At 46.6% G+C, this 23,350-nt stretch carries 19 protein-coding genes and 1 pseudogene; 11 read left to right on the top strand and 9 right to left on the bottom strand.

The features are described 5' to 3' along the window. The 4 genes from V6D42_RS17585 to V6D42_RS17570 all read left to right on the top strand — a co-directional run. Window positions 1-2,207, top strand: a 2,207-nt coding sequence (locus tag V6D42_RS17585) for a condensation domain-containing protein (RefSeq protein WP_333514090.1), incomplete at its 5' end; no start/stop codon positions are given. Window positions 2,208-2,244: 37 nt separating this feature from the next. Continuing rightward, a complete protein-coding gene (gene srfAC, locus V6D42_RS17580; RefSeq protein WP_333514089.1) occupies window positions 2,245-6,072 on the top strand; it encodes a surfactin non-ribosomal peptide synthetase SrfAC in 3,828 nt (1,275 codons plus the stop codon). A gap of 27 nt (window positions 6,073-6,099) precedes the next feature. Next, on the top strand, window positions 6,100-6,828 hold the full coding sequence (srfAD, locus tag V6D42_RS17575) for a surfactin biosynthesis thioesterase SrfAD (protein WP_333514088.1): 729 nt from the start codon (window positions 6,100-6,102) through the stop codon (window positions 6,826-6,828). 104 nt (window positions 6,829-6,932) lie between these two features. Then, window positions 6,933-8,192 (top strand): MFS transporter, encoded by a 1,260-nt coding sequence (locus V6D42_RS17570; RefSeq protein ID WP_333514087.1) that lies wholly within the window; start codon window positions 6,933-6,935, stop codon window positions 8,190-8,192. 65 nt (window positions 8,193-8,257) lie between these two features. Here the strand turns inward: V6D42_RS17570 and V6D42_RS17565 are convergent, their stop codons facing one another. Together V6D42_RS17565 and V6D42_RS17560 are read right to left on the bottom strand one after the other, a co-directional pair. Next, window positions 8,258-8,797, bottom strand: coding sequence for a YcxB family protein (locus V6D42_RS17565; RefSeq protein ID WP_333514086.1), 540 nt, complete (start codon window positions 8,795-8,797; stop codon window positions 8,258-8,260). Window positions 8,798-8,846: 49 nt separating this feature from the next. After that, window positions 8,847-9,788 (bottom strand): DMT family transporter, encoded by a 942-nt coding sequence (locus tag V6D42_RS17560; protein WP_333514085.1) that lies wholly within the window; start codon window positions 9,786-9,788, stop codon window positions 8,847-8,849. A 123-nt stretch (window positions 9,789-9,911) separates the two neighbouring features. On the opposite strand from V6D42_RS17560, the gene V6D42_RS17555 reads away from it, so the two are divergent. After that, window positions 9,912-11,246: an aminotransferase-like domain-containing protein gene (locus V6D42_RS17555; protein ID WP_333514084.1), complete on the top strand. Its 1,335-nt coding sequence runs from the start codon at window positions 9,912-9,914 to the stop codon at window positions 11,244-11,246. Here V6D42_RS17555 and V6D42_RS17550 read toward each other — a convergent pair. The 6 genes from V6D42_RS17550 to V6D42_RS17525 form a co-directional block, all read right to left on the bottom strand. Next, window positions 11,241-11,915 carry a 4'-phosphopantetheinyl transferase family protein gene (locus V6D42_RS17550; protein WP_010332998.1) on the bottom strand — a complete coding sequence of 225 codons (675 nt, stop codon included), beginning with the start codon at window positions 11,913-11,915 and terminating at the stop codon, window positions 11,241-11,243. The genes V6D42_RS17555 and V6D42_RS17550 overlap by 6 nt on opposite strands. 104 nt (window positions 11,916-12,019) lie before the next feature. After that, window positions 12,020-12,667, bottom strand: coding sequence for a YczE/YyaS/YitT family protein (locus V6D42_RS17545; RefSeq protein WP_333514083.1), 648 nt, complete (start codon window positions 12,665-12,667; stop codon window positions 12,020-12,022). A 124-nt stretch (window positions 12,668-12,791) separates the two neighbouring features. Next, on the bottom strand, window positions 12,792-13,535 hold the full coding sequence (gene tcyC / locus V6D42_RS17540) for a cystine ABC transporter ATP-binding protein TcyC (RefSeq protein ID WP_333514082.1): 744 nt from the start codon (window positions 13,533-13,535) through the stop codon (window positions 12,792-12,794). 13 nt (window positions 13,536-13,548) lie between these two features. Further along, a complete protein-coding gene (gene tcyB, locus V6D42_RS17535) occupies window positions 13,549-14,253 on the bottom strand; it encodes a cystine ABC transporter permease TcyB (protein WP_168746920.1) in 705 nt (234 codons plus the stop codon). Next, window positions 14,240-15,046 carry a cystine ABC transporter substrate-binding lipoprotein TcyA gene (gene tcyA, locus V6D42_RS17530; protein WP_333514081.1) on the bottom strand — a complete coding sequence of 269 codons (807 nt, stop codon included), beginning with the start codon at window positions 15,044-15,046 and terminating at the stop codon, window positions 14,240-14,242. The genes tcyB and tcyA overlap by 14 nt, the downstream gene beginning before the upstream one ends. A 115-nt stretch (window positions 15,047-15,161) precedes the next feature. Continuing rightward, on the bottom strand, window positions 15,162-16,034 hold the full coding sequence (locus V6D42_RS17525; protein ID WP_333514080.1) for a LysR family transcriptional regulator: 873 nt from the start codon (window positions 16,032-16,034) through the stop codon (window positions 15,162-15,164). A gap of 88 nt (window positions 16,035-16,122) precedes the next feature. Here V6D42_RS17525 and V6D42_RS17520 point away from each other — a divergent pair. The 5 genes and pseudogenes from V6D42_RS17520 to V6D42_RS17500 all read left to right on the top strand — a co-directional run bounded on the left by V6D42_RS17520 (window position 16,123) and on the right by V6D42_RS17500 (window position 19,786). Next, window positions 16,123-16,738, top strand: a pseudogene (locus V6D42_RS17520) (non-oxidative hydroxyarylic acid decarboxylases subunit B). A gap of 2 nt (window positions 16,739-16,740) precedes the next feature. Further along, complete coding sequence (bsdC, locus tag V6D42_RS17515; RefSeq protein WP_010333007.1) at window positions 16,741-18,162, top strand: phenolic acid decarboxylase BsdC; 1,422 nt, start codon at window positions 16,741-16,743, stop codon at window positions 18,160-18,162. Window positions 18,163-18,178: 16 nt separating this feature from the next. Beyond that, window positions 18,179-18,406 carry a phenolic acid decarboxylase subunit BsdD gene (gene bsdD / locus V6D42_RS17510; protein ID WP_010333008.1) on the top strand — a complete coding sequence of 76 codons (228 nt, stop codon included), beginning with the start codon at window positions 18,179-18,181 and terminating at the stop codon, window positions 18,404-18,406. After that, complete coding sequence (locus V6D42_RS17505) at window positions 18,403-18,867, top strand: pyridoxamine 5'-phosphate oxidase family protein (protein WP_333514098.1); 465 nt, start codon at window positions 18,403-18,405, stop codon at window positions 18,865-18,867. The genes bsdD and V6D42_RS17505 overlap by 4 nt, the downstream gene beginning before the upstream one ends. A 73-nt stretch (window positions 18,868-18,940) precedes the next feature. After that, entirely contained in the window at window positions 18,941-19,786 is an 846-nt protein-coding gene (locus V6D42_RS17500) for an alpha/beta fold hydrolase (protein ID WP_333514079.1), read from the top strand. Between the two features lie 35 nt (window positions 19,787-19,821). Here V6D42_RS17500 and V6D42_RS17495 read toward each other — a convergent pair whose 3' ends face one another. Further along, on the bottom strand, window positions 19,822-21,300 hold the full coding sequence (locus tag V6D42_RS17495; RefSeq protein WP_326217667.1) for a peptide MFS transporter: 1,479 nt from the start codon (window positions 21,298-21,300) through the stop codon (window positions 19,822-19,824). 280 nt (window positions 21,301-21,580) lie between these two features. On the opposite strand from V6D42_RS17495, the gene V6D42_RS17490 reads away from it, so the two are divergent. Further along, entirely contained in the window at window positions 21,581-23,335 is a 1,755-nt protein-coding gene (locus V6D42_RS17490; RefSeq protein WP_333514078.1) for a right-handed parallel beta-helix repeat-containing protein, read from the top strand. The last annotated feature ends 15 nt before the right edge of the window (window positions 23,336-23,350 follow it).

Below are 23,350 nucleotides of genomic sequence, written 5' to 3'. Positions count from 1 at the left end.
AAGCGATCGCCAATACGAGAGTGTACATTCTCGGCGAGGGCCATCAGGTTCAGCCGGAGGGCGTGGCCGGAGAGCTTTGTGTGGCGGGACGCGGACTGGCGCGCGGCTATCTGAACCGGGAAGACGAAACCGCGAAGCGGTTTGTCGCTGATCCGTTTGTGTCGGGTGAACGCATGTACCGCACCGGCGATTTGGTGAAATGGGTGAACGGCGGCATCGAATATATCGGCCGGATCGACCAGCAGGTCAAGGTTCGAGGCTACCGAATCGAGCTGTCAGAAATCGAAGTGCAGCTGGCCCAGCTTTCTCAGGTGCAGGATGCGGCAGTGACAGCTGTGAAGGATAAAGCGGGCAATACCGCAATTGCCGCATATGTCACACCGGAAACTGTCGACACAGAAGCGCTGAAGTCAGCGCTCAAGGAAACCCTGCCGGACTACATGATCCCGGCGTTCTGGGTGACGTTGAACGAGCTTCCGGTTACCGCAAATGGCAAAGTAGACCGCAAAGCGCTGCCGGAGCCGGATATTGAAACAGGAAACGGAGAATACAAAGCGCCGTCCACTGCCATGGAAGAGCTGCTTGCCGGCATTTGGCAGGACGTGCTCGGTATTTCTGAAGTCGGTGTCAGCGACAATTTCTTCTCGCTCGGCGGAGATTCCATTAAAGGCATCCAGATGGCGAGCCGCTTGAACCAGCACGGCTGGAAGCTGGAAATGAAGGATCTCTTCCAGCACCCGACGATCGAAGAGCTTACCCAATACGTGGAGCGTGCCGAAGGCAAACAGGCAGACCAAGGCCCTGTAGAGGGCGAAGTTATCCTGACGCCGATCCAGCGCTGGTTCTTTGAAAAGAATTTCACGAACAAACATCACTGGAACCAGTCGGTTATGCTTCATGCCGCGAAGGGCTTTGATCCTGAACGGGTTGAAAAGACATTGCGGGCACTGATTGAGCATCATGACGCGCTTCGCATGGTCTACCGTGAAGAAAATGGCGACATCATTCAAGCGTATAAACGGATAGACGAGTGCGAGGTCAGCTTTGAAATCGTTGATCTGTACGGCTCAGATGAAGATATGCTGAAAAGCCAGATTAAGGTTCTTGCTGACAGTCTGCAAAGCAGTCTCGACCTGCAAAACGGACCGCTTCTGAAAGGGGAACTATACCGCACGGAAGCAGGGGATCACCTGCTCATCGCTGTACACCATCTCGTGGTCGACGGCGTATCATGGCGGATTTTACTTGAAGACTTTGCATCAGGCTACATGCAGGCGGAGAAAGAAGAGCAAATCGTCTTCCCGCAAAAAACGAACTCCTTCAAGGATTGGGCGGAAGAATTGGCGGCATTCAGCCAATCAGCACACCTTTTGCAGCAGGCTGAATACTGGGCGCAAATTGACGATGAAGAGGTTTCTGCTGTTCCGAAGGATGATGAAACAGAGGAGCGGATTGTCAAACATACATCATCCGTCATCTGTGAATTAAATGAGGAAGACACTAAACACCTCTTAACAGATGTTCATCAGCCATATGGAACCGAGATCAATGATATTCTTCTCAGCGCGCTCGGATTAACGATGAAAGAATGGACAGATGGTGTCAAAATCGGCATCAACCTTGAGGGGCACGGACGGGAAGACATCATCCCGAATGTGAACATCTCCAGAACGGTTGGCTGGTTTACGGCACAATATCCTGTTGTGCTCGACATGTCTGAAACAGATGTCTCAGCGGTCATCAAAGCAGTCAAAGAAAACCTGCGCCGCGTTCCGGACAAAGGCGTCGGATACGGCATTCTCCGCTACTTTACAGAACAAGCGGGAGCACAAGGCTTCACACCGGAAATCAGCTTTAACTATTTAGGCCAATTCGACAGTGAAGTGAAAACGGATTTCTTTGAACCGTCCGCTTTCGATATGGGACGCCAAGTGAGCGAAGAATCAGAAGCCCTGTACGCTTTAAGCTTCAGCGGCATGATTCGAAACGGACGTTTTGTTCTTTCTTGCTCCTACAATGAGAAGGAATATGAACGAGCAACGGTCGAAGCACAAATGGAGCGGTTTAAAGAAAATCTCCTCCTGATCATCCGCCATTGTACGGAAAAAGAGGACAAGGAATTCACACCGAGCGACTTCAGTGCGGGAGACCTTGAAATGGATGAGATGGGCGATATCTTTGACATGCTTGAGGAGAATTTGAAATAAAAATGCAAGGGAATTACAGAAGGCGGGAGCGAAACATATGAGTCAATTTAGCAAAGATCAGGTTCAAGATATGTATTACCTATCGCCGATGCAGGAGGGGATGCTGTTTCATAGCATCCTGAATCCCGGCCAGAGCTTTTACCTTGAACAAATTACGATGAAAGTAAAGGGCGACTTCAATATCAAATGCCTTGAAGAGAGCATGAATGTCATCATGGACCGGTACGATGTATTTCGTACCGTGTTCATTCACGAGAAAGTAAAAAGGCCTGTTCAAGTCGTATTAAAAAAACGTCAATTTCATATAGAAGAAATCGATCTGACACATTTATCCGAAAGAGAGCAAACGGATAAAATCAATGAATACAAAGCACAGGATAAGATCAAAGGCTTTGATTTAACGCGTGATATTCCGATGCGAGCAGCCATCTTCAAAAAAGCTGACAACAGCTTTGAATGGGTGTGGAGCTACCACCACATTATATTGGACGGCTGGTGCTTCGGCATCGTCGTGCAGGATCTGTTTAAGGTATACAACGCCCTGCGTGAACAAAAGCCGTACAGTCTGCCGCCTGTCAAACCGTATAAGGAATACATCAAGTGGCTTGAAAAGCAGGATAAACAAGCATCGCTCCGCTACTGGCGCGAGTATTTGGAAGACTTTGAAGGACAGACGACGTTTGCGGAGCAAAGAAAGAAACAAAAGGAAGGATACGAGCCGAAAGAACTGCTCTTCTCACTGCCGGAGGCGGAAACAAAAGCTTTTACAGAGCTTGCGAAATCTCAGCACACCACTTTGAGTACCGCTTTGCAGGCAGTCTGGAGCGTACTGCTCAGCCGTTATCAGCGGTCTGACGATTTGACCTTCGGTACAGTCGTTTCCGGGCGTCCCGCGGAAATCAAAGGCGTTGAACATATGGTCGGCCTGTTTATCAACGTTGTTCCTAGAAGAGTGAAATTGGCTGAAAACATGACCTTCAACGGTTTGCTCAAGCAGCTTCAGGAGCAGTCACTTGAGTCAGAACCGCATCAATATGTGCCGCTTTATGACATCCAAAGCCAGGCCAACCAGCCGAAATTGATTGACCACATTATCGTGTTTGAAAATTATCCGCTTCAGGATGCAAGCAATGAAGAAAGCGGTCAAAACGGATTCGATATGGAGGATGTTCATGTATTTGAGAAGTCGAATTATGATCTCAATTTGATGGCCTCCCCGGGTGACGAAATGCTGATCAAGCTTGCCTATAATGAGCATGTGTTTGATGAAGCGTTTATGCTGCGCTTAAAATCCCAGCTTCTCACAGCGATTCAGCAGCTCATTCAGCATCCGGATCAGCCTGTCAGCACCATTGATTTCATTGATGAAAAAGAAAAAGAGTACTTGCTTAACGGCTTAAATCCGACACCTCAAACGTGTGAGCCAAAACCTCTGACAGATTGGTTCAAGGAGGCGGTGGACGTCAATCCAAGTGCACCGGCGCTCACATTTGCAGGCCGAACGCTGTCCTATCACGAATTAGACGAGGAAACGAACCGCCTCGCACGCCGTTTGCAAAAGCAAGGTGCTGGCAAAGGCTCTGTTGTTGCATTGTACACAAAGCGCTCACTGGAACTGGTGATTGGGATTCTCGGTGTGTTAAAGGCGGGATCGGCTTATGTACCGGTTGACCCTAAGCTTCCGAATGACCGAATTTCATATATGCTGACCGACAGCGGGGCGGCATGTCTGCTTACACATCAGGAGATGAAAGAGCAAGCGAATCAGCTGCCGTTTACAGGCCAAACACTCATCATTGATGATCCCATCCGTTTTGAAGAAGACGCAAGCGATCCTGAAACCGTGATTGCACCTGATGATGCGGCGTATATCATGTATACATCAGGCACAACCGGAAAACCAAAGGGAAATATCACGACGCATGCCAATATTCAAGGATTAGTGAAGCACGTTGATTACATGACGTTTTCTGAAAAAGACACGTTCTTATCTGTATCGAATTACGCTTTTGACGCATTTACCTTTGATTTCTATGCTTCCATTCTGAATGGAGCAAGACTGATTATTGCTGATGAAAATACACTGCTTGATCCAGAGCGTCTCACGAGTCTCATCCGCCAAGAGAATGTCAGCATCATGTTTGCGACCACAGCTTTATTTAATCTTCTCACAGATGCGGGAGAGGATTGGCTGAAGGGGCTTCGCTGTGTGTTATTCGGCGGGGAACGCGCGTCTGTGCCTCACGTCAGGAAAGCGCTGCAGATCATGGGGCCGGGCAAGCTGATTAACTGCTACGGCCCGACTGAGGGCACGGTGTTTGCAACGGCTCACGTCGTGCACGAGATTCCGGGAACTCTCTCCTCTCTGCCAATCGGAAAGCCGATCAGCAATGCGAGTGTTTATATTCTCAATGAATCAAATCAACTCCAGCCATTCGGAGCGGTCGGTGAACTATGCATCAGCGGAATGGGCGTATCAAAAGGCTATGTTAACCGTGACGAGCTGACAAAGCAGAAATTTACCGCCAACCCGTTCAAACCCGGAGAAACACTTTACCGCACCGGGGATCTCGCTCGCTGGCTGCCTGACGGAACGATTGATTACGCCGGCCGTATTGATGATCAAGTGAAAATACGGGGGCACCGGATCGAGCTGGAAGAAATCGAAAAGCAGCTGCAGGAATATCCCGGGGTAAAAGACGCGGTTGTCGTAGTGGACCGCCACGAGTCTGGGGACGCATCAATCAACGCCTACCTCGTGAACCGGACGCAGCTTTCAGCAGAAGACGTTAAGGCACATCTGAAAAAACAGCTTCCTGCTTATATGGTGCCGCAGACATTTACGTTCTTGGACGAGCTTCCTTTAACAACAAACGGAAAAGTCAATAAACGTCTGCTGCCAAAACCGGAGCCAAATCAGATATCGCAAGAGTGGATTGGGCCTCGAGATGAAACGGAAGAAACCATTGCACAAATTTGGTCCGAGATTCTCGGGAGAAAGCAAGTCAGCATCCACGACGATTTCTTCGAGCATGGCGGTCATTCTTTAAAGGCGATGACAGCCGCTTCTCGCATCAAAAAAGAGCTCGGAATTGACCTTCCGGTGAAGCTTTTGTTTGAAGCGCCGACGATTGCCGGCATTTCTGCATACCTGAAAAACGGGGGATCAGAAGGACTTCAGGACGTAACAATCATGAATCCGGATCAGGATGACATTATTTTCGCGTTTCCTCCGGTATTGGGATATGGCTTAATGTATCAGAACCTGGCCAAGCACTTGCCGTCATACAAGCTGTGCGCCTTTGACTTTATTGAAGCGGAAAACCGTCTTGACCGGTATGCCGCTCTGATCAAGGAGCTTCAGCCGGAAGGGCCTGTGACATTGTTCGGTTATTCAGCAGGGTGCAGCCTGGCGTTTGAAGCCGCTAAAAAACTTGAAGAGCAAGGACGCACCGTACAGCGGATCATCATGGTGGATTCCTATAAAAAACAAGGCGTCAGTGATCTGGACGGACGCACGGTCGAAAACGATGTCGAAGCCCTGATGAATGTAAATCGGGACAATGAGGCGCTCAATAGTGAAGCCGTCAAGCAGGGGCTCAAGAAAAAAACACATGCCTTCTACTCATACTACGTCAACCTGATCAGCTCGGGCCAAGTAAAAGCGGACATTGATTTGCTGACCTCTGATGTTGACTTTGAAATGCCTGAATGGCTTTCATCGTGGGAAGAGGCGACAACGGGCGCTTATCGGGTGAAAAGAGGCTTTGGAACACACGCCGAAATGCTGCAGGGTGAATGTCTTGATAGGAATGCCGGGATTTTGCGCGAATTTCTAAATAAACAAACCATAACGCTTTCTTAAGCAAGCGATGAAAGGGGGAGCCGGCCAATGAGCCAACTGTTCAAATCATTTGATGCGTCGGAAAAAACGCAGCTCATCTGTTTTCCGTTTGCCGGCGGCTACTCGGCTTCATTTCGCCCTCTCCATGCTTTTTTGCAGGGGGAGTGTGAAATGCTCGCAGCTGAACCGCCGGGGCACGGCACGAATCAGACGTCAGCCGTTGAGGATCTCGAGCAGCTGACTGACTTGTACAAGCAAGAATTGCATTTGCATTCAGATCGGCCGTTTGTGCTGTTCGGACATAGCATGGGCGGCATGATTACCTTCAGGCTGGCGCAAAAACTGGAGCGTGAAGGCATTTTTCCGCAGGCCGTGATTATCTCTGCAATTCAGCCGCCGCATATTCAAAGGAAAAAAGTATCGCATTTGCCTGATGATCAATTTCTCAATCATATTATGAAATTAGGCGGAATGCCCGCAGAGCTCGTTGAAAATAAGGAAGTCATGTCATTTTTCCTGCCTTCGTTCAGATCGGATTACCGTGCTCTTGAACAATTCGAACTTTACGACATGACACCGATCCAATCGCCGGTCCATGTCTTTAACGGACTGAATGACGAAAAATGCATCCGGGATGCGGAAGGCTGGAAGAAGTGGGCGAACCATATCACGTTCCATGAGTTTGACGGCGGGCATATGTTTTTGCTGTCACATACGGAGGAAGTGGCGGAACGGATATTTGCGATTTTGAATCAGCATCCGATTTCCAGTTCCTGATGAAGAAGCGAACAGCGCTGTGCTGTTCGCTTTTTTGATATAGAATGTAAATTTTTTCATGATATAATAGTCGCAATACTCAAATAAAGGCAGGTCAGAAAAAAATGTCTCGGCACACCCTTCACGCGTCTCCTAAGATGAAATGGTTTGTATTGCTGTTCACGTTTGCCTTCGCCATCGGAATGAACTCATTCAGAAATTCCTTTCAATTTTTTATGCTCCCGATGGCAGAGACCTTTCACGCCGACCGGTCGCTGATTTCGGCTTCCGTCAGCATTTTTATGATCACGACGGGTGTCGTTCAGTTTTTTGTCGGCTTTTTTCTTGACAGGTTCAGCGTCAGAAAGATTATGGGGATCGGCGCCATCTGTATCAGCGCAAGCTTTTTGGCGCTCCCGCATTCGCCGAATGTCCATATATTTTCCGTGATCTACGGTGTGCTCGGCGGAATTGGCTATTCCTGCGCGGTTGGCGTGACGACCCAGTATTTTATCAGCCGCTGGTTTGACACGCATAAAGGCTTGGCGCTCGCCATTCTGACCAATGCAAATTCAGCCGGTTTGCTTCTGCTGTCACCGATTTGGGCTGCAGCTCCTTACTATGCAGGCTGGCAAAATACGTATACGATATTGGGCATTTTCTTAGCTGCTGTTCTGCTGCCTCTTCTGGCTTTCGGAATGAAGCACCCGCCCAATGTCCAAGGACAGTCCATGAAAAAATCTTATGACTGGCAAGGATTTTGGAAGGTGTTAAAGCAGTCCCGCCTCATTCATATCCTGTACTTCGGCGTATTTACGTGCGGATTTACAATGGGAATCATTGATGCTCATCTCGTTCCCATGCTGGAGGATGCGCATGTCTCTCATATCAACGGAATGATGGCTGCGTTCGGGGCGTTTATTATCATTGGGGGATTATTGGCAGGCTGGCTGTCAGATTTGCTTGGCAGCAGAAGCGTGATGCTCTCCATTTTGTTTTTCATTCGTCTCATTAGCTTGATCTGCCTGCTCATTCCCGCGCTCGGCATTCATAACAGTGAGCTTTGGTACTTGGGCTTTACGCTGTTATTCGGGCTCAGCTACACAGGCGTGATCCCGCTGACCGCTGCGTCCATTTCTGAAAGCTTTCAAACCGGGCTTATCGGCTCGCTCCTAGGCATCAATTTCTTTATCCATCAAATCGCCGGCGCTCTCAGTGTGTATGTGGGCGGATTGTTTTTTGATATGAATCATAATTATTTGCTGATTATGGTTGTGTGTTTTGTGCTGGTATGTTTATCTGCATTATTGGAGCTGGTGCCAGTCAAAAAAAACAACCATGTTCATAACGAAGAGAGTGTTGAAAATGAAAACTCCATTAGCTGAAGAGAATGTTACTCGATGGAAAGAAGATAAAATATCTCATTAAATAAAAGAGGGAACACCCTCTTTTAAGTTTGTCGTTTTCCTTTTTTGGCACGTACTTGTTCTTTTACAAGCTGTCTGAATGAGTGGAGCTCATTTTCGAATACAAAAAAACGTTTAGGAACTAAGATGACCTGGTGACTAGAAGTTTTGATAGAGAATAAGTGTTTATATTCTGCAACTGCCCTTATTTCATCCCATTCAAACAACGTAACATTGTTTTTGGACTGAATTTGAATGCCTTGCCGGTTCATGGTATATGTCCTTTTGCGTTTTAGCCGTGTATTGTTCTTATAGCTGGTACGCAGCCGTATATAATGAAAAGCAATTAAAAGCAATGTTAAGATCAAAGATAGAATCGCTATGAAAATACCATTATATATTACTTCAAGTGTTTCGCTGTCATAAACGGTAAACGGAAATCCATAAAGCGAATACACCAATAAAGATAAAAGAAAAATATAAATAAAAGAAAACAATGCTGATATTCTTTGTCGGTATAAAAAGTAACATCTCATATCTTGTAAGGATATGGCTCCCTCTAGGAAGACACTGTGTTGAATCATTCTTACACTGCACCTCAAACCATTTTTCCTTCAACTCTAACATAACATCTCATTTGTTCATAGAAATGGATTTTTCGGTTTGCTTTCTTTTTCGGAGACCTGCATTGCTTCCCAGCACGCCGATGATAATACAAACCGCACCGGCAAGGTGATACCAGGCTAGGCTTTCGTTCAGAATCGCAACTCCGGCAATCATCGTCACGATGGTGGACAAATGATTAAAAGCGCTCATTTTAAACGCCTCAATCCGGGACAGCGCATAGTTGGACATAAACGAAGTCACGAGCGAAGATAACACGCCCAAATACACAATCGCGAGGATAAAGCCGGGCTCCCTGAATGGATGGAAGTAAGTGCCGACCGTTCCGGAAGCACCGTGACGCACCAAAGCGATGGCATTAAAGACGACAAATCCGATCGCTGACATGATGTAGGTAAGCTCCATCAGCCGGAAACGCTGTGTCATTTTTCTTGCGGCGGTATTATACATAGCTGAAGACAGCACGGACAATAGAATGAGTACAGACCCCTTTAGGCTGGCCGATTCCACGTTCACGCCCTTCATCACAAAAATAAACATGACGCCTGCAACTGATAACACGGTGAACCCTTTTTGAGCCCACGTCGCCCGCTCTTTTAAAAAATAAGAGGCAAAGACCATCGTGAAAATCGGAATCGCTGCTTGAATGATCCCGGCTTCAGAGGATGACGAGTACACCAGGCCGAATGCCTGAAAGCTGAAAAACAGTGCCGGATACAGCAGGGCGAGCGGCAAAATCGCCATTACATCTTTTAAACGGATGGACAGCTTCACCCATCCGAATAAGACTGGTATAGTAGCTGCTGCAAACGCAAGGGTGAACCGATGTGCAAGAATATCAAACGGTTCTGCCGATTGCAGGGCGATCTTCACGAAAAGAAAGGATAAACCGATAATCAATGCATTTAACAACGCTGCAAGATAAGCTGAGGTTTGCTGATTTTTATACATACAGGAAGTGCTCCTTTATATAAATAATAGAGCCGGCCGCTCCCTTTTATTGTATGGGGAGGATCGGAACGGTACAATGAGAAAAACAATGAACTGTACCGGTACAAAACAGGGGGAGAAAGAATGGAGAAGTATATCAGTCTCTTAATACAGATAGAGGAAATGATGCAAGGCAGTGTCTATCAAGAAGGAGACAGGCTTCCTTCCATCAGGCAGCTGTCTACCCGCTATCAAGTCAGCAAAAGCACGGTGATCCGCGCGCTGCAAGAGCTGGAAAAACGCCATCTCATCTATTCTGTTCCGAAAAGCGGCTATTATCTTGTGAAAAAGACGAAGAAGCCGCATCACGGCAAGTCAGGCCCCATCGACTTTGCAACGTCTGCGCCAGACCCTGATATTTTTCCGTATGTGGATTTTCAGCATTGCATCAACAAAGCGATTGATACATACAAGCGTGATTTGTTTTTATACGGAACACCGAAGGGCCTCCCGTCGCTCATCTCTGTTCTGCGAAAGCTGTTTGCTGATCAGCAGGTATTTGCGGACGAGAGGCATATGTTTATCACATCCGGCGTACAGCAGGCACTATCCCTGCTGTGTGCAATGCCGTTTCCCAATGGGAAAAAGAAGATTGCCATTGAACAGCCAGGCTATCATTTGATGATTGAACAGCTGGAAACACTGGGCATCCCCGCAATCGGGATAAAAAGAACGGAGGAGGGGCTTGATTTAGCGGAAGTCGAGCGGCTGTTTCAAACAGAACCGATCAAATTTTTTTATACGATGCCACGCTTCCATAACCCGCTTGGGAGTTCACTGGCCGAACGGGACAAACAGGAGCTGGTGAGATTGGCAGAAGCCTATGACGTCTATCTTGTTGAAGATGACTACCTTGGTGATCTTGAGGAAAATAAAAAGGCAGATCCGCTGTACGCATACGATCTGTCCTCACATGTGATTTATTTAAAAAGCTTTTCAAAAATGATGTTTCCCGGTCTTCGCGTGGGTGCCGCCGTTTTGCCGGATGTGCTGACTGACACATTTCATACGTACAAAAAGCTGAACGATATTGACTGCTCGATGATTTCTCAAGCCGCGTTAGAAATTTACATCAAAAGCGGAATGTTCGGCAGGCACAAGGAAAAAATCAGAAATTCCTATAAGGAACGGTCCCTCAGGCTTCATGAAGCTATCCAAACACACGGACAATCGAGCCGCGGCCGCTTTATATTTTCCAGCGGCCAAGCCCCATGCATGCATACCCATCTGGTGCTGCCTGAGGATCTGCCGGCATCAAGAGTGATTCAAAAGGCAAAAAAGCAGGAGGTTCTCCTCGAAGCAATTGACCGCCATTATTTATCAGACTATCCAAAAGAAAATCTATTAAAAATCAATATTTCCAATGTGAAGACGGAAGATATTGAGCGAGGCATTAAGCTTTTGATGAGCCATTTATAAAAGCGCTTCGTACGAGATCATCGTGATGTCCTCCGGGAAATCAGGGCGGGCGGCGCACACCGCCATCTTATAGCCGGGATCTACCTCATACGTTTTGATAAAGCAAGGCGTATGATGTTCCGGAAGCTCGACGGATACTCGGCCATCCTCATGCAGGCGCACGGAGAAAGAATCAAGCGGCAGCGACAGGCCTTTGCCTTCCTGCTTAATAAAGCTCTCTTTCATAGACCATAGATGATAAAAATAATCGTTTTGCTCATCTTTATGTTTGGATAAAAGATCGCTGTACTCGGTCTTCGAAAAGAAACGTTCGGCAATCCCGAGGCTGATTGGTTTCATTTTTTCAATATCGACGCCGATCGGATCTGAATCAAATGCGCCGATGACCCAATGGCCGGAGTGGGAAATGTTAAAGTGGGCATCGGGGAGGTCAGGGATGCAAGGCTTCCCGTATTCCTGCGCGCTGAAGCGGATATCGGCTTTATTCAGCTGGTACTGCTCGCTGATGACAGAGCGGACAAGCACATCTCCCAGCAGGGTGCGGTGAGCATCTTCTTTATGATAAAATCTCCGGCATTTCTCCCGTTTTTCAGCGGAAACGAAAGACATCAGCCGATCCGATTCTGCCTGTGAAAGCGGGCGGTCCATATAAATTCCGTAAATTTTCATTCTAGATCCTCCGTCTGCAAAAGATTGTCAAAACCATCCTATCATACTTCAACAAGACTCATATAGAGGAGAAAATAAAAAAACAAAGCCGGAGCGGCTTTGTTTTAGTGTATAGGCGGAGTTGCTTTCACAGCGGCTGTCCGCCTTGCCACAGCATAATTCAGCAGCTGGATTGACTGCGGCAATGAAAAACGCAAAATGATACCGGTGAGGATGGCGGTCAAAATTGTACCTAAACCGATCGGACCGCCCATGCCCCATGCTGCAAACAAAATTGTTATTTCCATGCCGTTCCGCACCCATTGCACATTCCAGCCGGTTTTTTCTGTAATCAGCATCATCAGTGAATCACGCGGCCCCGCGCCAAGGCCTGCTGATACATAAACACCGACGCCGTAGCCGATCAGCAGCACGCCGAGAGAGAAGACGATGACGGAGCCTGTGTAGGTGGAGGGGGCAGGCAGAAGAAAATTGAAAAAATCTATAAAAACACCAATGAGCACCATGTTCAGGATCGCCCCAATTTTTGGCCAAGCCCTTGTAAACAATGACGTGAATCCGACGATGAGCGCTCCAATAATAATGGACCATTGGCCGATCGTAAGCCCGAAGTGCTGAAACAGGCTGTAATGAAATGCATCCCACGGACTGATCCCTAGCGCTTTTCCTTCTATCGTAAGGGATACACCAAAAGACAAAATAAGCAGACCGGCAAAATAAAATGTCCAGCGCAGAACAAGTTCTCGCTTCACGTGAAGTCCCTTCTTTCGTAAAAATCAATCGATTGTCATTGTAGCATATCTGACAGAAGGGCGGAATAGGCGAACAAGGCTCAACAAAAAAACAGGGCCGCCGGCAGGCGCCCTGTTTAGGATTTTACAACGGGTTCAAAATCCGATTCAAAAATCGCTGGGTCCGTTCTTCTTTTGGAGCGGAGAAGATTTCCTCCGGCGGTCCCTGCTCCACGATGACGCCGCCGTCAATGAAGACGACTTCGTCCGCCACTTCCTGGGCGAATTTAATTTCGTGGGTAACAACGACCATGGTCCAGCCTTCATTGGCTAAATCCTTGATAACCTTCAGCACGTCACCCACAAGCTCAGGGTCAAGCGCTGAGGTCGGTTCGTCAAACAGCATCAGCTCCGGCTGAATGGCCAGTGCGCGGGCGATGCCGACGCGCTGCTGCTGGCCGCCGGAAAGCTGGAACGGATATAAATCCATTTTGTCCTTCAATCCGACTTTTTCCAGAAGCTGAATCGCTTCTTTTCTGACCTCTGCCTTGTTGCGTTTTTGCACCTGAACAGGGCCCTCCATGACGTTTTCAAGGGCCGTGCGGTGAGGGAAGAGGTGATACGCCTGAAACACCATTCCGGATTTCCGGCGGAGCTGAAGGATATCCGACTGCTTCACTTTCTTTGAAAAATCGATGGAGAAATTATCAAATGCAAGCTCCCCGCGATTTGGGATCTCCAGCGCGTTCAGACAGCGAAGCAGCGTCGTTTTCCCTGAACCGGAAGGCCCAAGTATAGCGATGACTTTTCCTTTTTCTATCTTCATATCTATCTGTTTTAAAATTTCATTTTGACCGAATGATTTGTTTAATCCTTTAACGGAAAGCATACTCGGAACCTCCTTATTTGGCCACGTAGCGGTCAAGACGCCGTTCGATGACATGCTGGACGAGCGAAAGCAAGAAGCAGATCATCCAATAAATAAAGGCCGCTTCAATATAAATGACTAAGATCTGATCGAGATTGCGCGCGCCGATTTCCTGAGCTTTTCTGAACAGCTCAGCGACGAGAATCTGAGATGCAAGAGATGTATCTTTAATCAGACTGATAAAGGTATTGGATAATGGCGGGATTGACACACGAAACGCCTGCGGCAAAATGACGCGGAACAGCGTCTTCTGGTGTGTCATGCCAATTGTATAGCCAGCTTCCCATTGCCCCTTCGGCACGGATAAAATAGATGCCCTGATGATTTCAGATGCATAGGCGCCGACGTTTAAGGAAAAGGCAATGACTGCGCTTGGAAAAGGATCTAGTGTAATGTTAAAGGCCGGGAACAGATAGAAAATGATGAACAATTGAACGAGAAGAGGCGTGCCGCGTATGGCGGATACGTATACGCTAAACACCCATCTCAAAGGTCTCATTTTCGACATTCTGGCAAGCGCCGTAATCAGCGCCAGTATCATTCCGAATATAAAGGAAAGAATCGTAAGGGGAATCGTATAGTAGATTCCCCCTGAAAGTATCGGCCAGAATGACTGCTGCACCAGATCCCACGGGATCGCCGTGCCAAGCGTCAGTGCCGGTATATTATTTAGAAACATCTTCGCCGAACCATTTTTTAGAGATTTTAGAAAGAGTCCCGTCCTCTTTCATTTCTTTTAATGCTTTGTTGACTTGGTCGACAACCTCGCCGCTTCCTTTACGGAACGTGAAATACGTTTCCTGAGGGTCGCCTGTTTCAAACGCGATTTTTACGTTTTTGTTGCCTGATGTTTTTAAATAGTTTAATACGGCAAGCTTATCGTTGTACGTCATGTCGACGCGGCCTTGCTGGATCAATTGAAGGGATTGTGCCAAGCCTTCAACGCCTTCAACTTTCGCGCCGGCATTTGTAGCTAGTTTGTTATAGTTGCTTGTCAGTGATTGAGCTGACGTTTTACCTTTTACATCTGCTTCAGACTTAATATCGTTGTTGTCTTTTTTCGTCACCACAACGGCTCTTGATGTTGTGTATTTGTCTGAGAACTCATATTTGTTTTCACGATCTGTTTTTCCGACTTGGTTGGCGATGACGTCAAACCGTTTGGAATTCAGGCCGGCAAACATGCTGTCCCACTGTGTTTCCTTGAATTCGGCTTTCAGTCCAAGGCGTTTTGCGATTTCTGTGATGACTTCCACATCATAGCCAGTCAGCTTGTCATTGTCTTTGTCATGATAAGTGAACGGTTCATACGTTCCTTCTGTACCGACTGTCAGTACGCCTTTTTTCTTAATTGAAGCCCAAAGATCGCCGTTTTTTCCGTTATCTTTTGACTGATTGTCATTTCCTGCTCCGCAAGCTGCGAGAACTGCAATGCTTACGACCATGAATAAAGCTAAAAGTGCTTTTTTCATTCTATTCCCCACTTTTCTGATTAATTTTATTGAAATAAAAAAATAGCTTACAAATCTAAAGGATAACTTTTTTTTAGTATGAGTCAAGTATTTGGTTTTCATGAGACAAAAACACTTAAAATAAATTCAAAAATTGCTGCACCGGTTTTGGCAAATAACTGTCAGTTCTCCACATGACAGCCGGTGTCATAACGAAGGGATTGTTTTTAATGTTCACTGTGTGAATATGGTTTCTCATATGAACAGGAATCATGGTGACGGGCAATATGGACGCGCCAAATCCTGATGAGACGAGACTGAGCAGTGTTGCTGAGTCGTGGCATTCACAAACAATACGCGGCTCCAGCTGAAGACGCTGAAATTCATTCATGACCTGATTATAAACACCTTTTCCGTTCACAGGCCGCAGCAGAATCAGCGGGAAAGAAGGGATATCCTCCATTTGAATGGTGTCTCCGCATGTATACCCGGCATCATCAGAAAGAACGAGCACACATGGAATGTCGTCAAGCTTTTTAAATTGTACGGTATCGCTTTTTATCATGGTTGTCGTGACAGCGGCGTCGATTTGCCGGCTTTCCAGCAGCTCTAACAGCGTTGCCGGCTCGTTTTCCCAAATATTAAAGGTGAGGTGAGGATATCTTTCTTTCATTTGCGTCACTTTCTCAAGCATTAGAGCCGCGCAATAAATCGTCGAACCCACAGCCAGCGTGCCGGCAACCTCCTCCCTGAGCTCTTGTACCTCTATGACTGCATCTTCAAACCTGTGCAGAATCTCTTTGGCTCTTTTGAGAAAAATGCTTCCTTCATATGTAAGGGTCATTTGTTTTTTCTTATTGCGGTCAAACAATACAACACCCAGCTCATCCTCAAGCTGTTTGAGCTGCCTGCTTAACGGCGGCTGCGCCATATGGAGCTTTTTGGCGGCAGAGGTGATCTTTTGTTCTTGGGCAATGGTAATGAAATATCGCAGCTGACGGATGTCCAAAGAAGCGCCTCCTTTTATATACCTTTTAGGTATTGAATATAGATTTAACGAATATTTTTCATATGGATATATCAGGAGTATGATTGAAATGAAGACAGAATTCAAGCGTAAAGGAGGGGCAAAATTTGAAACTCGTTGTCGGTATGACCGGGGCAACAGGGGCTATTTTCGGTGTCAGGCTATTAGAATGGCTGAAGGCAGCGGAAGTGGAAACCCACCTCGTTGTGTCTCCTTGGGCTAACGTTACCATCAAACATGAAACAGGTTATACGTTAAAAGAAGTTGAAAAGCTGGCCACATACACATATTCGCATAAGGATCAGGCGGCGGCCATCTCCAGCGGCTCGTTTGATACCGATGGCATGATTGTGGCGCCGTGCAGTATGAAATCGCTTGCGAGCATCCGTACCGGGATGGCGGATAATCTGCTGACTCGCGCAGCGGATGTCATGCTGAAAGAGCGAAAAAAACTCGTTCTCTTAACAAGAGAGACACCTTTGAACCAGATTCATCTCGAAAATATGCTTGCACTCACAAAAATGGGTACGATTATTCTTCCGCCGATGCCGGCGTTTTATAATCAGCCGAGCAGCTTAGAAGAAATGGTCGACCATATTGTATTCAGAACTTTGGACCAATTCGGCATACGCCTTTCTGAGGCAAAGCGCTGGAATGGGATTGAAAAACAAAAAGGAGGAGCTTGATGATGGCTTATCAAGATTTCAGAGAATTTCTCGCTGCCCTTGAAAAAGAGGGACAATTGTTAACGGTGAATGAGGAGGTAAAGCCTGAGCCAGATTTGGGAGCAGCTGCACGGGCAGCCAGCAACCTCGGCGATAAAAGCCCCGCACTGTTATTTAACAATATTTACGGCTACAACAATGCGCAAATCGCGATGAATGTCATCGGCTCTTGGCCGAACCACGCGATGATGCTCGGACTGCCGAAAGATACACCGGTGAAAGAGCAGTTTTTTGAATTCGCGAAGCGATATGAACAGTTTCCGATGGAGGTCAAACGCGAAGAAACAGCGCCATTTCATGAAAATGAAATCACAGAAGACATCAATTTGTTCGATATCCTGCCTCTTTTCAGGATTAACCAAGGAGACGGCGGTTACTATTTAGACAAAGCATGCGTCATCTCTCGTGATCTTGAGGACCCTGACAACTTCGGCAAACAGAATGTCGGCATATACAGAATGCAGGTAAAGGGAAAAGACCGCCTCGGCATTCAGCCTGTGCCGCAGCACGATATTGCGATCCATCTGCGCCAAGCGGAAGAACGAGGCATTAATCTTCCGGTCACGATTGCGCTCGGATGTGAACCGGTCATTACAACTGCGGCATCCACTCCGCTTCTCTATGACCAATCCGAATACGAAATGGCGGGAGCAATCCAAGGAGAACCGTACCGCATCGTAAAATCAAAGCTGTCTGACCTTGATATTCCATGGGGAGCAGAAGTTGTGCTCGAGGGAGAAATCATTGCCGGAGAACGCGAATATGAAGGCCCATTCGGTGAATTTACAGGGCATTATTCCGGCGGCCGCAGCATGCCGATTATCAAAATTAAACGTGTGTATCACAGAAACAACCCGATTTTTGAACATTTATACTTAGGCATGCCATGGACAGAATGTGACTACATGATCGGTATTAATACTTGTGTGCCGCTGTATCAGCAGTTAAAAGAAGCGTATCCGAATGAAATTGTGGCTGTGAACGCCATGTACACTCACGGGTTAATCGCGATTGTCTCAACAAAAAACCGCTACGGCGGATTTGCGAAAGCGGTCGGCATGCGAGCGCTCACAACCCCGCACGGACTAGGCTACTGCAAAATGGTTATCGTTGTCGACGAGGATGTCGATCCATTCAACCTGCCGCAGGTCATGTGGGCGCTCTCTACAAAAATGCATCCGAAACACGATGCGGTCATTATACCGGATTTATCAGTTCTGCCGCTTGACCCGGGATCAAATCCATCAGGAATCACACACAAAATGATTCTTGACGCCACAACACCTGTTGCGCCGGAAACAAGAGGCCATTACTCACAGCCGCTTGATTCTCCATTAACAACAAAAGAATGGGAACAAAAACTAATGGACTTGATGAATAAATAGGAAAGGATGATTTCATATGCACACATGTCCTCGATGCGATTCAAAAAAAGGAGAAGTCATGAGCAAATCGCCTGTAAAAGGCGCCTGGGAAGTCTATCAATGCCAAACATGTTTTTTTACATGGAGATCCTGTGAACCAGAAAGCATTACAAATCCGGAAAAATATAATCCGGCCTTTAAAATCGATCCAAAAGAAACAGAAACAGCGGTTGAAGTCCCCGCTGTTCCGGAACGAAAGGCCTGATCGGCGTGAATCAACTATCAGACCGTCTCTTTGAGCTGCTTGACGGAGAACGCCTGAAAGAGAAGCAGCATGAAGCCTTCGTACTGCAGACGGTATCAGAGGACGGCTGGCCGCATGCCGCCATGATCAGCGCCGGAGAAATCATCGCCTTGAATCGGACGGATATCCGGATCGCCCTGTGGAAACACACAGAGACCGCGGGAAATATCCTTCGTACGGGACAAGCTCAGCTCACTGCATGGTGGAAGGGAGCCGCTCATTACGTGAAACTGCAATGTGAGCCGCTCCCTCCGCTGAACGATGCGGTCTATGAAAGGGAACGCTTTGCCTGCCGTATCGCTTCAGCTAAGGAGGATGTTGCAAAGTACGCTGATGTAACTTCCGGCGTCAGGATACAGCTTCACCATGCTGACGAAGTGCTGAACAGATGGAAAGTGACGCTGGAGGAATTAAAACGATAAATGAAAAAGCCTGACGCCATGCGTCAGGCTTTTATTTTATAATGAAACATATAAAAACAAAGGGGCGTGAGGAATGGGCACAAAGGGGATCTGTCATTCAGACGGTTTTGATTTAACTTATTGTATTGAAGGAGAGGGCGCGTCAATTCTCGTAATTGGCAGTGCGGTTTACTACCCGCGTTTATTTCATGAGGATATCAAACAGAAATATCAATGGATCTTTGCCGATCACAGAGGTTTTGCCAAGCCGGCGCGGGCGCTGCGGCCGGAAGATCAAAGCCTGGATGCGGTGTTAGACGATGTTGAAGCGATAAGACGCCATCTTCAGCTTAAGGATTTTATCATCATGGGGCATTCGGGGCACGCGTTTATGGCATTAGAATACGCTAGAAAATATCCTGAGCATGTGCGGAAGGCCATCCTTCTCAATTCAGCGCCTGATAACAGTCAAAAGAGACAGCAGGACAGTGAAGCGTTTTTTAGGGAAACAGCCAGTCCTGAGAGAAAGAAACGTTTCGAAAAAGATATTGCTAGTTTAGCAGGTGACATAGAAAAAGAGCCTGAAAGGCGTTTCGTGCACATGTGCATTCGCGCTGAAGCGAAAAGCTTTTATAAAGAGAGACCGGATGCGGCAGCTTTATGGGAAGGTGTTTCCACCAATATGCCAATCATAGATGAATTATGGGGACATACATTCGCGCAGATGAACCTCATACAGCGGTTAGCAGACGTTCGTGTTCCTGTCTATATCGGTTTAGGAAGGTATGACTATTTGGTTGCTCCTGTATCGTTGTGGGATGCCGTTGACGGTTTATATCCGCATGCGAAAAAGGTCATCTTTGAAAAGAGCGGGCACCAGCCGATGCTGGAGGAACCGCAAACCTTCGAGCAAAGCTTAATAAAATGGATAGACGAATAAAAATCCCGCAGAGCTGATCTGCGGGATTTTCTTTATTATAGAATACCTTTCATCGCACGTTTGATGATTGGAGAAATCAGCAGCAGAATGCCGCCGAGTATGATAGAAATCAAGCCGATGGTACCGAAGTAAGTTGTTTCAGGTATTTTATCAAACAACCCGGCTACTTGGGCATTAATTGCTTGGGCTGCTGCGTTAGTCAGAAACCACATACTCATTGTCTGTGCGGAGAATGCAGCTGGCGCCAGTTTTGTTGTAACGGATAAACCGACTGGAGACAGGCACAGCTCTCCCAGCACGACAAGCAGGAAACTGAGAACGAGCCAAAGCGGACTGACGAGTGCTTCTTTTCCTTGCATTGCAGGGAATACCATGATAATAAATGACAAGCCGGCTAAAATAATTCCGAACGCAAATTTAACTGGTGTAGACGGCTGGCGTTTGCCAAGCTTCATCCAAAACCATGCGAAAATTGGTGCGAAAATGACGATAAACAATGGGTTTAATGATTGGAACCAAGATGACTGAAGTTCTAATCCGCCCACTGAAAGCCTTGTGCGTTCGTCAGCGTAAAGCGCAAGAATAGTTGCTCCCTGTTCCTGAATGGCCCAGAACATGACAGCAGCGATAAACAAAGGAACGTAAGCGGCAAGACGAGATTTTTCTGTTTTGTCCGCTTTTTTGCTTGTAAACATAATAATGAAATAAACAATAGGAATCAAAATACCGAGAATACTTACAAGGTCGATGAACCGATTGATCGTCAGCAGACCTGTTTGTAAAGCAATAATCACTGCGATCGCCACAATGATAGCCCCGATGCCAGTGCCAATCGCTGATTTTTTAGACAGCGGGTTTGGCACATTTGAACCTGCAAACCCGAGGTTTTTCTTTCTTGTCAGAGCAAATACGATAAGTCCGAGTAGCATTCCGACTGCGGCAACTCCGAAGCCAAGATGATAGTTGTACTTCTGTCCGAGTGTTCCGACAATTAACGGCGCAAGTAAACCGCCGAGGTTGATCCCCATGTAGAAGATGCTAAAACCTGAGTCGCGGCGCGCGTCTTCTTTTGTATAAAGATCTCCAACCACGCTTGAAACGTTTGGTTTTAATAAACCTGTCCCGATTATGATAAGCGCCATACTGATATAGAATGCTGTCGTGCTGCCTGGAAAGGCGAGTGCAATATGGCCGAACATAATGAATATCCCGCCGTAAAACACAGTGTTTGCAGTACCGAATAACCGGTCAGCGAGCCATCCGCCAATAATAGTGGACATGTATACGAGAGATCCGTAAATTGACATAATAGCAACCGCAGTGCCTTTGTCAAAGCCGAGCCCTCCGTTTACTGTCTCTGTATACAAATAGTAAAGAAGAAGTGCTCTCATGCCATAGTAGGAGAAACGCTCCCAAAATTCAGTAAAAAACAGAGTAAATAGTCCTCGCGGGTGACCAAAGAACCCTTTTTGCGGGACGCTTTTGATGATAGTTTCGTTATCAATCGAAGCCATGTCAGCCAAACCCTTTCTTAAAAAAGTGTATTATAAAAATCATATTCTTATATAATACTTGTGTCAATATAAATTATACTTATTTCAAGAAGTTCCAGAATGGAAAAACTATAAGGGTATAAAAATAGTGAGTTTTTCCTGTTCCTTAAGTCTCATTTTGTTACATTTTCTAACGATAGTATTTCTTTATACTTTTTTAATAAAATTTTAGAGAAATGTACAAGCGGATCAGGCTGCCGCGAATATCATAGTAACAATCATGCAGGAGGAGGCTGGATCATTGGCTGAATTCATCTTGAATGCAGCAGATTTCGGTATTTTAGGGGACGGAAAAACGGATTCGACAGAACTGATTAATCAATGCCTCAAGGCGGCTGTTTCAAAGGGGTACCATACAGTCTGGTTCCCGAAAGGAACATATTTAATTGACGGGACGCTTGGAGGGGATGCGAATCAGGTGTTTCGCAACGCTGGGATTATTGTTCCCGGCAATCTTCATATTGTCATGGACTCTGAGTGTATTATCAAAGTCATTCCAAACAGCTCATGGGGGTATTCTGCATTTTATGTAGGCAAGCAAGAGAATATAACCATTTCCGGTGGACAAATTATCGGCGAGCGCGATGAGCATACGTATGCGTCAGCGGGAGTAAGGTCAACACATGAATGGGGCTTCGGCATTTGTATTGAAGGGTGTTCGAATGTTGTCATTGATGATGTCAACATTTCTGATTTTACCGGAGATGGGATCATTGTCAGTCCGCGGGGCTTAAAGACAAATGACGATTATCGAACATCAAAGCACATTACCATCCGCCGCTGTGAGGTTCGGCGATCAAGGAGAAATAACATTTCGATTACCGGATGTGACACAGTCACGGTGGAGGACTGCGTGATTGAAGATGCCGGAACGGGAAATGGAACAGCGCCGAAATTCGGAATTGACATTGAAGGATATGGTGAAGGAAATATTGATTATGAGGAACCGATCAATGTCTCGATTCGCAATAACTATTTTAATGGAAACGTTTCAAGTTCTGTGACCAATTTTAACGGGTACGGCATTTCAATAGAAGGAAACCACTCAGACAATACGATCAGCTATGGGTACGGCACTCAAACGGTTATTAAGGGGAATATTCTCAGAAGAGCGGAAGACGGGGCTGCGGCGCCTAGAGTCGGGATTACCGGACTGGGTGTTTCACAAGGAAAAGAAAGCAGTGATGCAGTGATCGCTGGCAATCTTATTACCGGATTTTCAACCGGAATTGATGTCAGGGGAAAGAGCGTTCTTGTCACGAACAACAAAATCAGCAATTTTGAAAACACTGGGATATTGGTTTACCAGTCTTCCGACGTAAAGGTAGATGGCAACCAGATTCAAAACGGACTCTCTGGAACAAGGCGCAGTACCGGTCTTCGGGCGGTGCTGTCTGATGATACCGCATTTCTGAATAACTGTCTTATTCAAGTCATCGACGGGGTGAATATTTCAGGAGGCGATATGATTATTAAAGATAATGTGCTGAGAAAATTCAGCCGCGGCATTTGGATCACTCAAGGAAACGCGGTGATCGAAGGAAATACACTTAACCCCGATGCGTTTGAAGCGCCCCTTGAGTCGTATGCCGTTTCTGTTACAAACAATGCTGGCGCGATCATTAAAAACAATACATTTAAAAACTTTAAAAATTACCCGATTTACTGTACGACAAGTGCAAAAACCTCTATAATCGGAAACCACTTTGAAAGATCTCCTCTTCTAGTGACCATCTATATCAGCACCGGCGTTCATGATATTTTTGATAACACCATCTCAGTCAATAGAACAGCCGGCAAACCAATTGTGATTTATCTCAACGGCTCCTCAGGCTCTATCATTTCAGGAAACACCATCAATAATCTATCCCCAAGCACGGCGGTGGCTATTCAAACGGACACCTCAACGAATTCCACCATCATCGGAAATCGAATCATCAAAGGAACCATCACCAATAACAGCAGAGATAAGGTAAACGGCAATATTATCGTCTGAACAAAAGCGCCTCGC

Source organism: Bacillus sp. 0909A (genome assembly GCF_036765115.1).
GTDB lineage: Bacteria > Bacillota > Bacilli > Bacillales > Bacillaceae > Bacillus > Bacillus mojavensis.
This window is presented reverse-complemented; position numbering and strand designations above follow the sequence as displayed.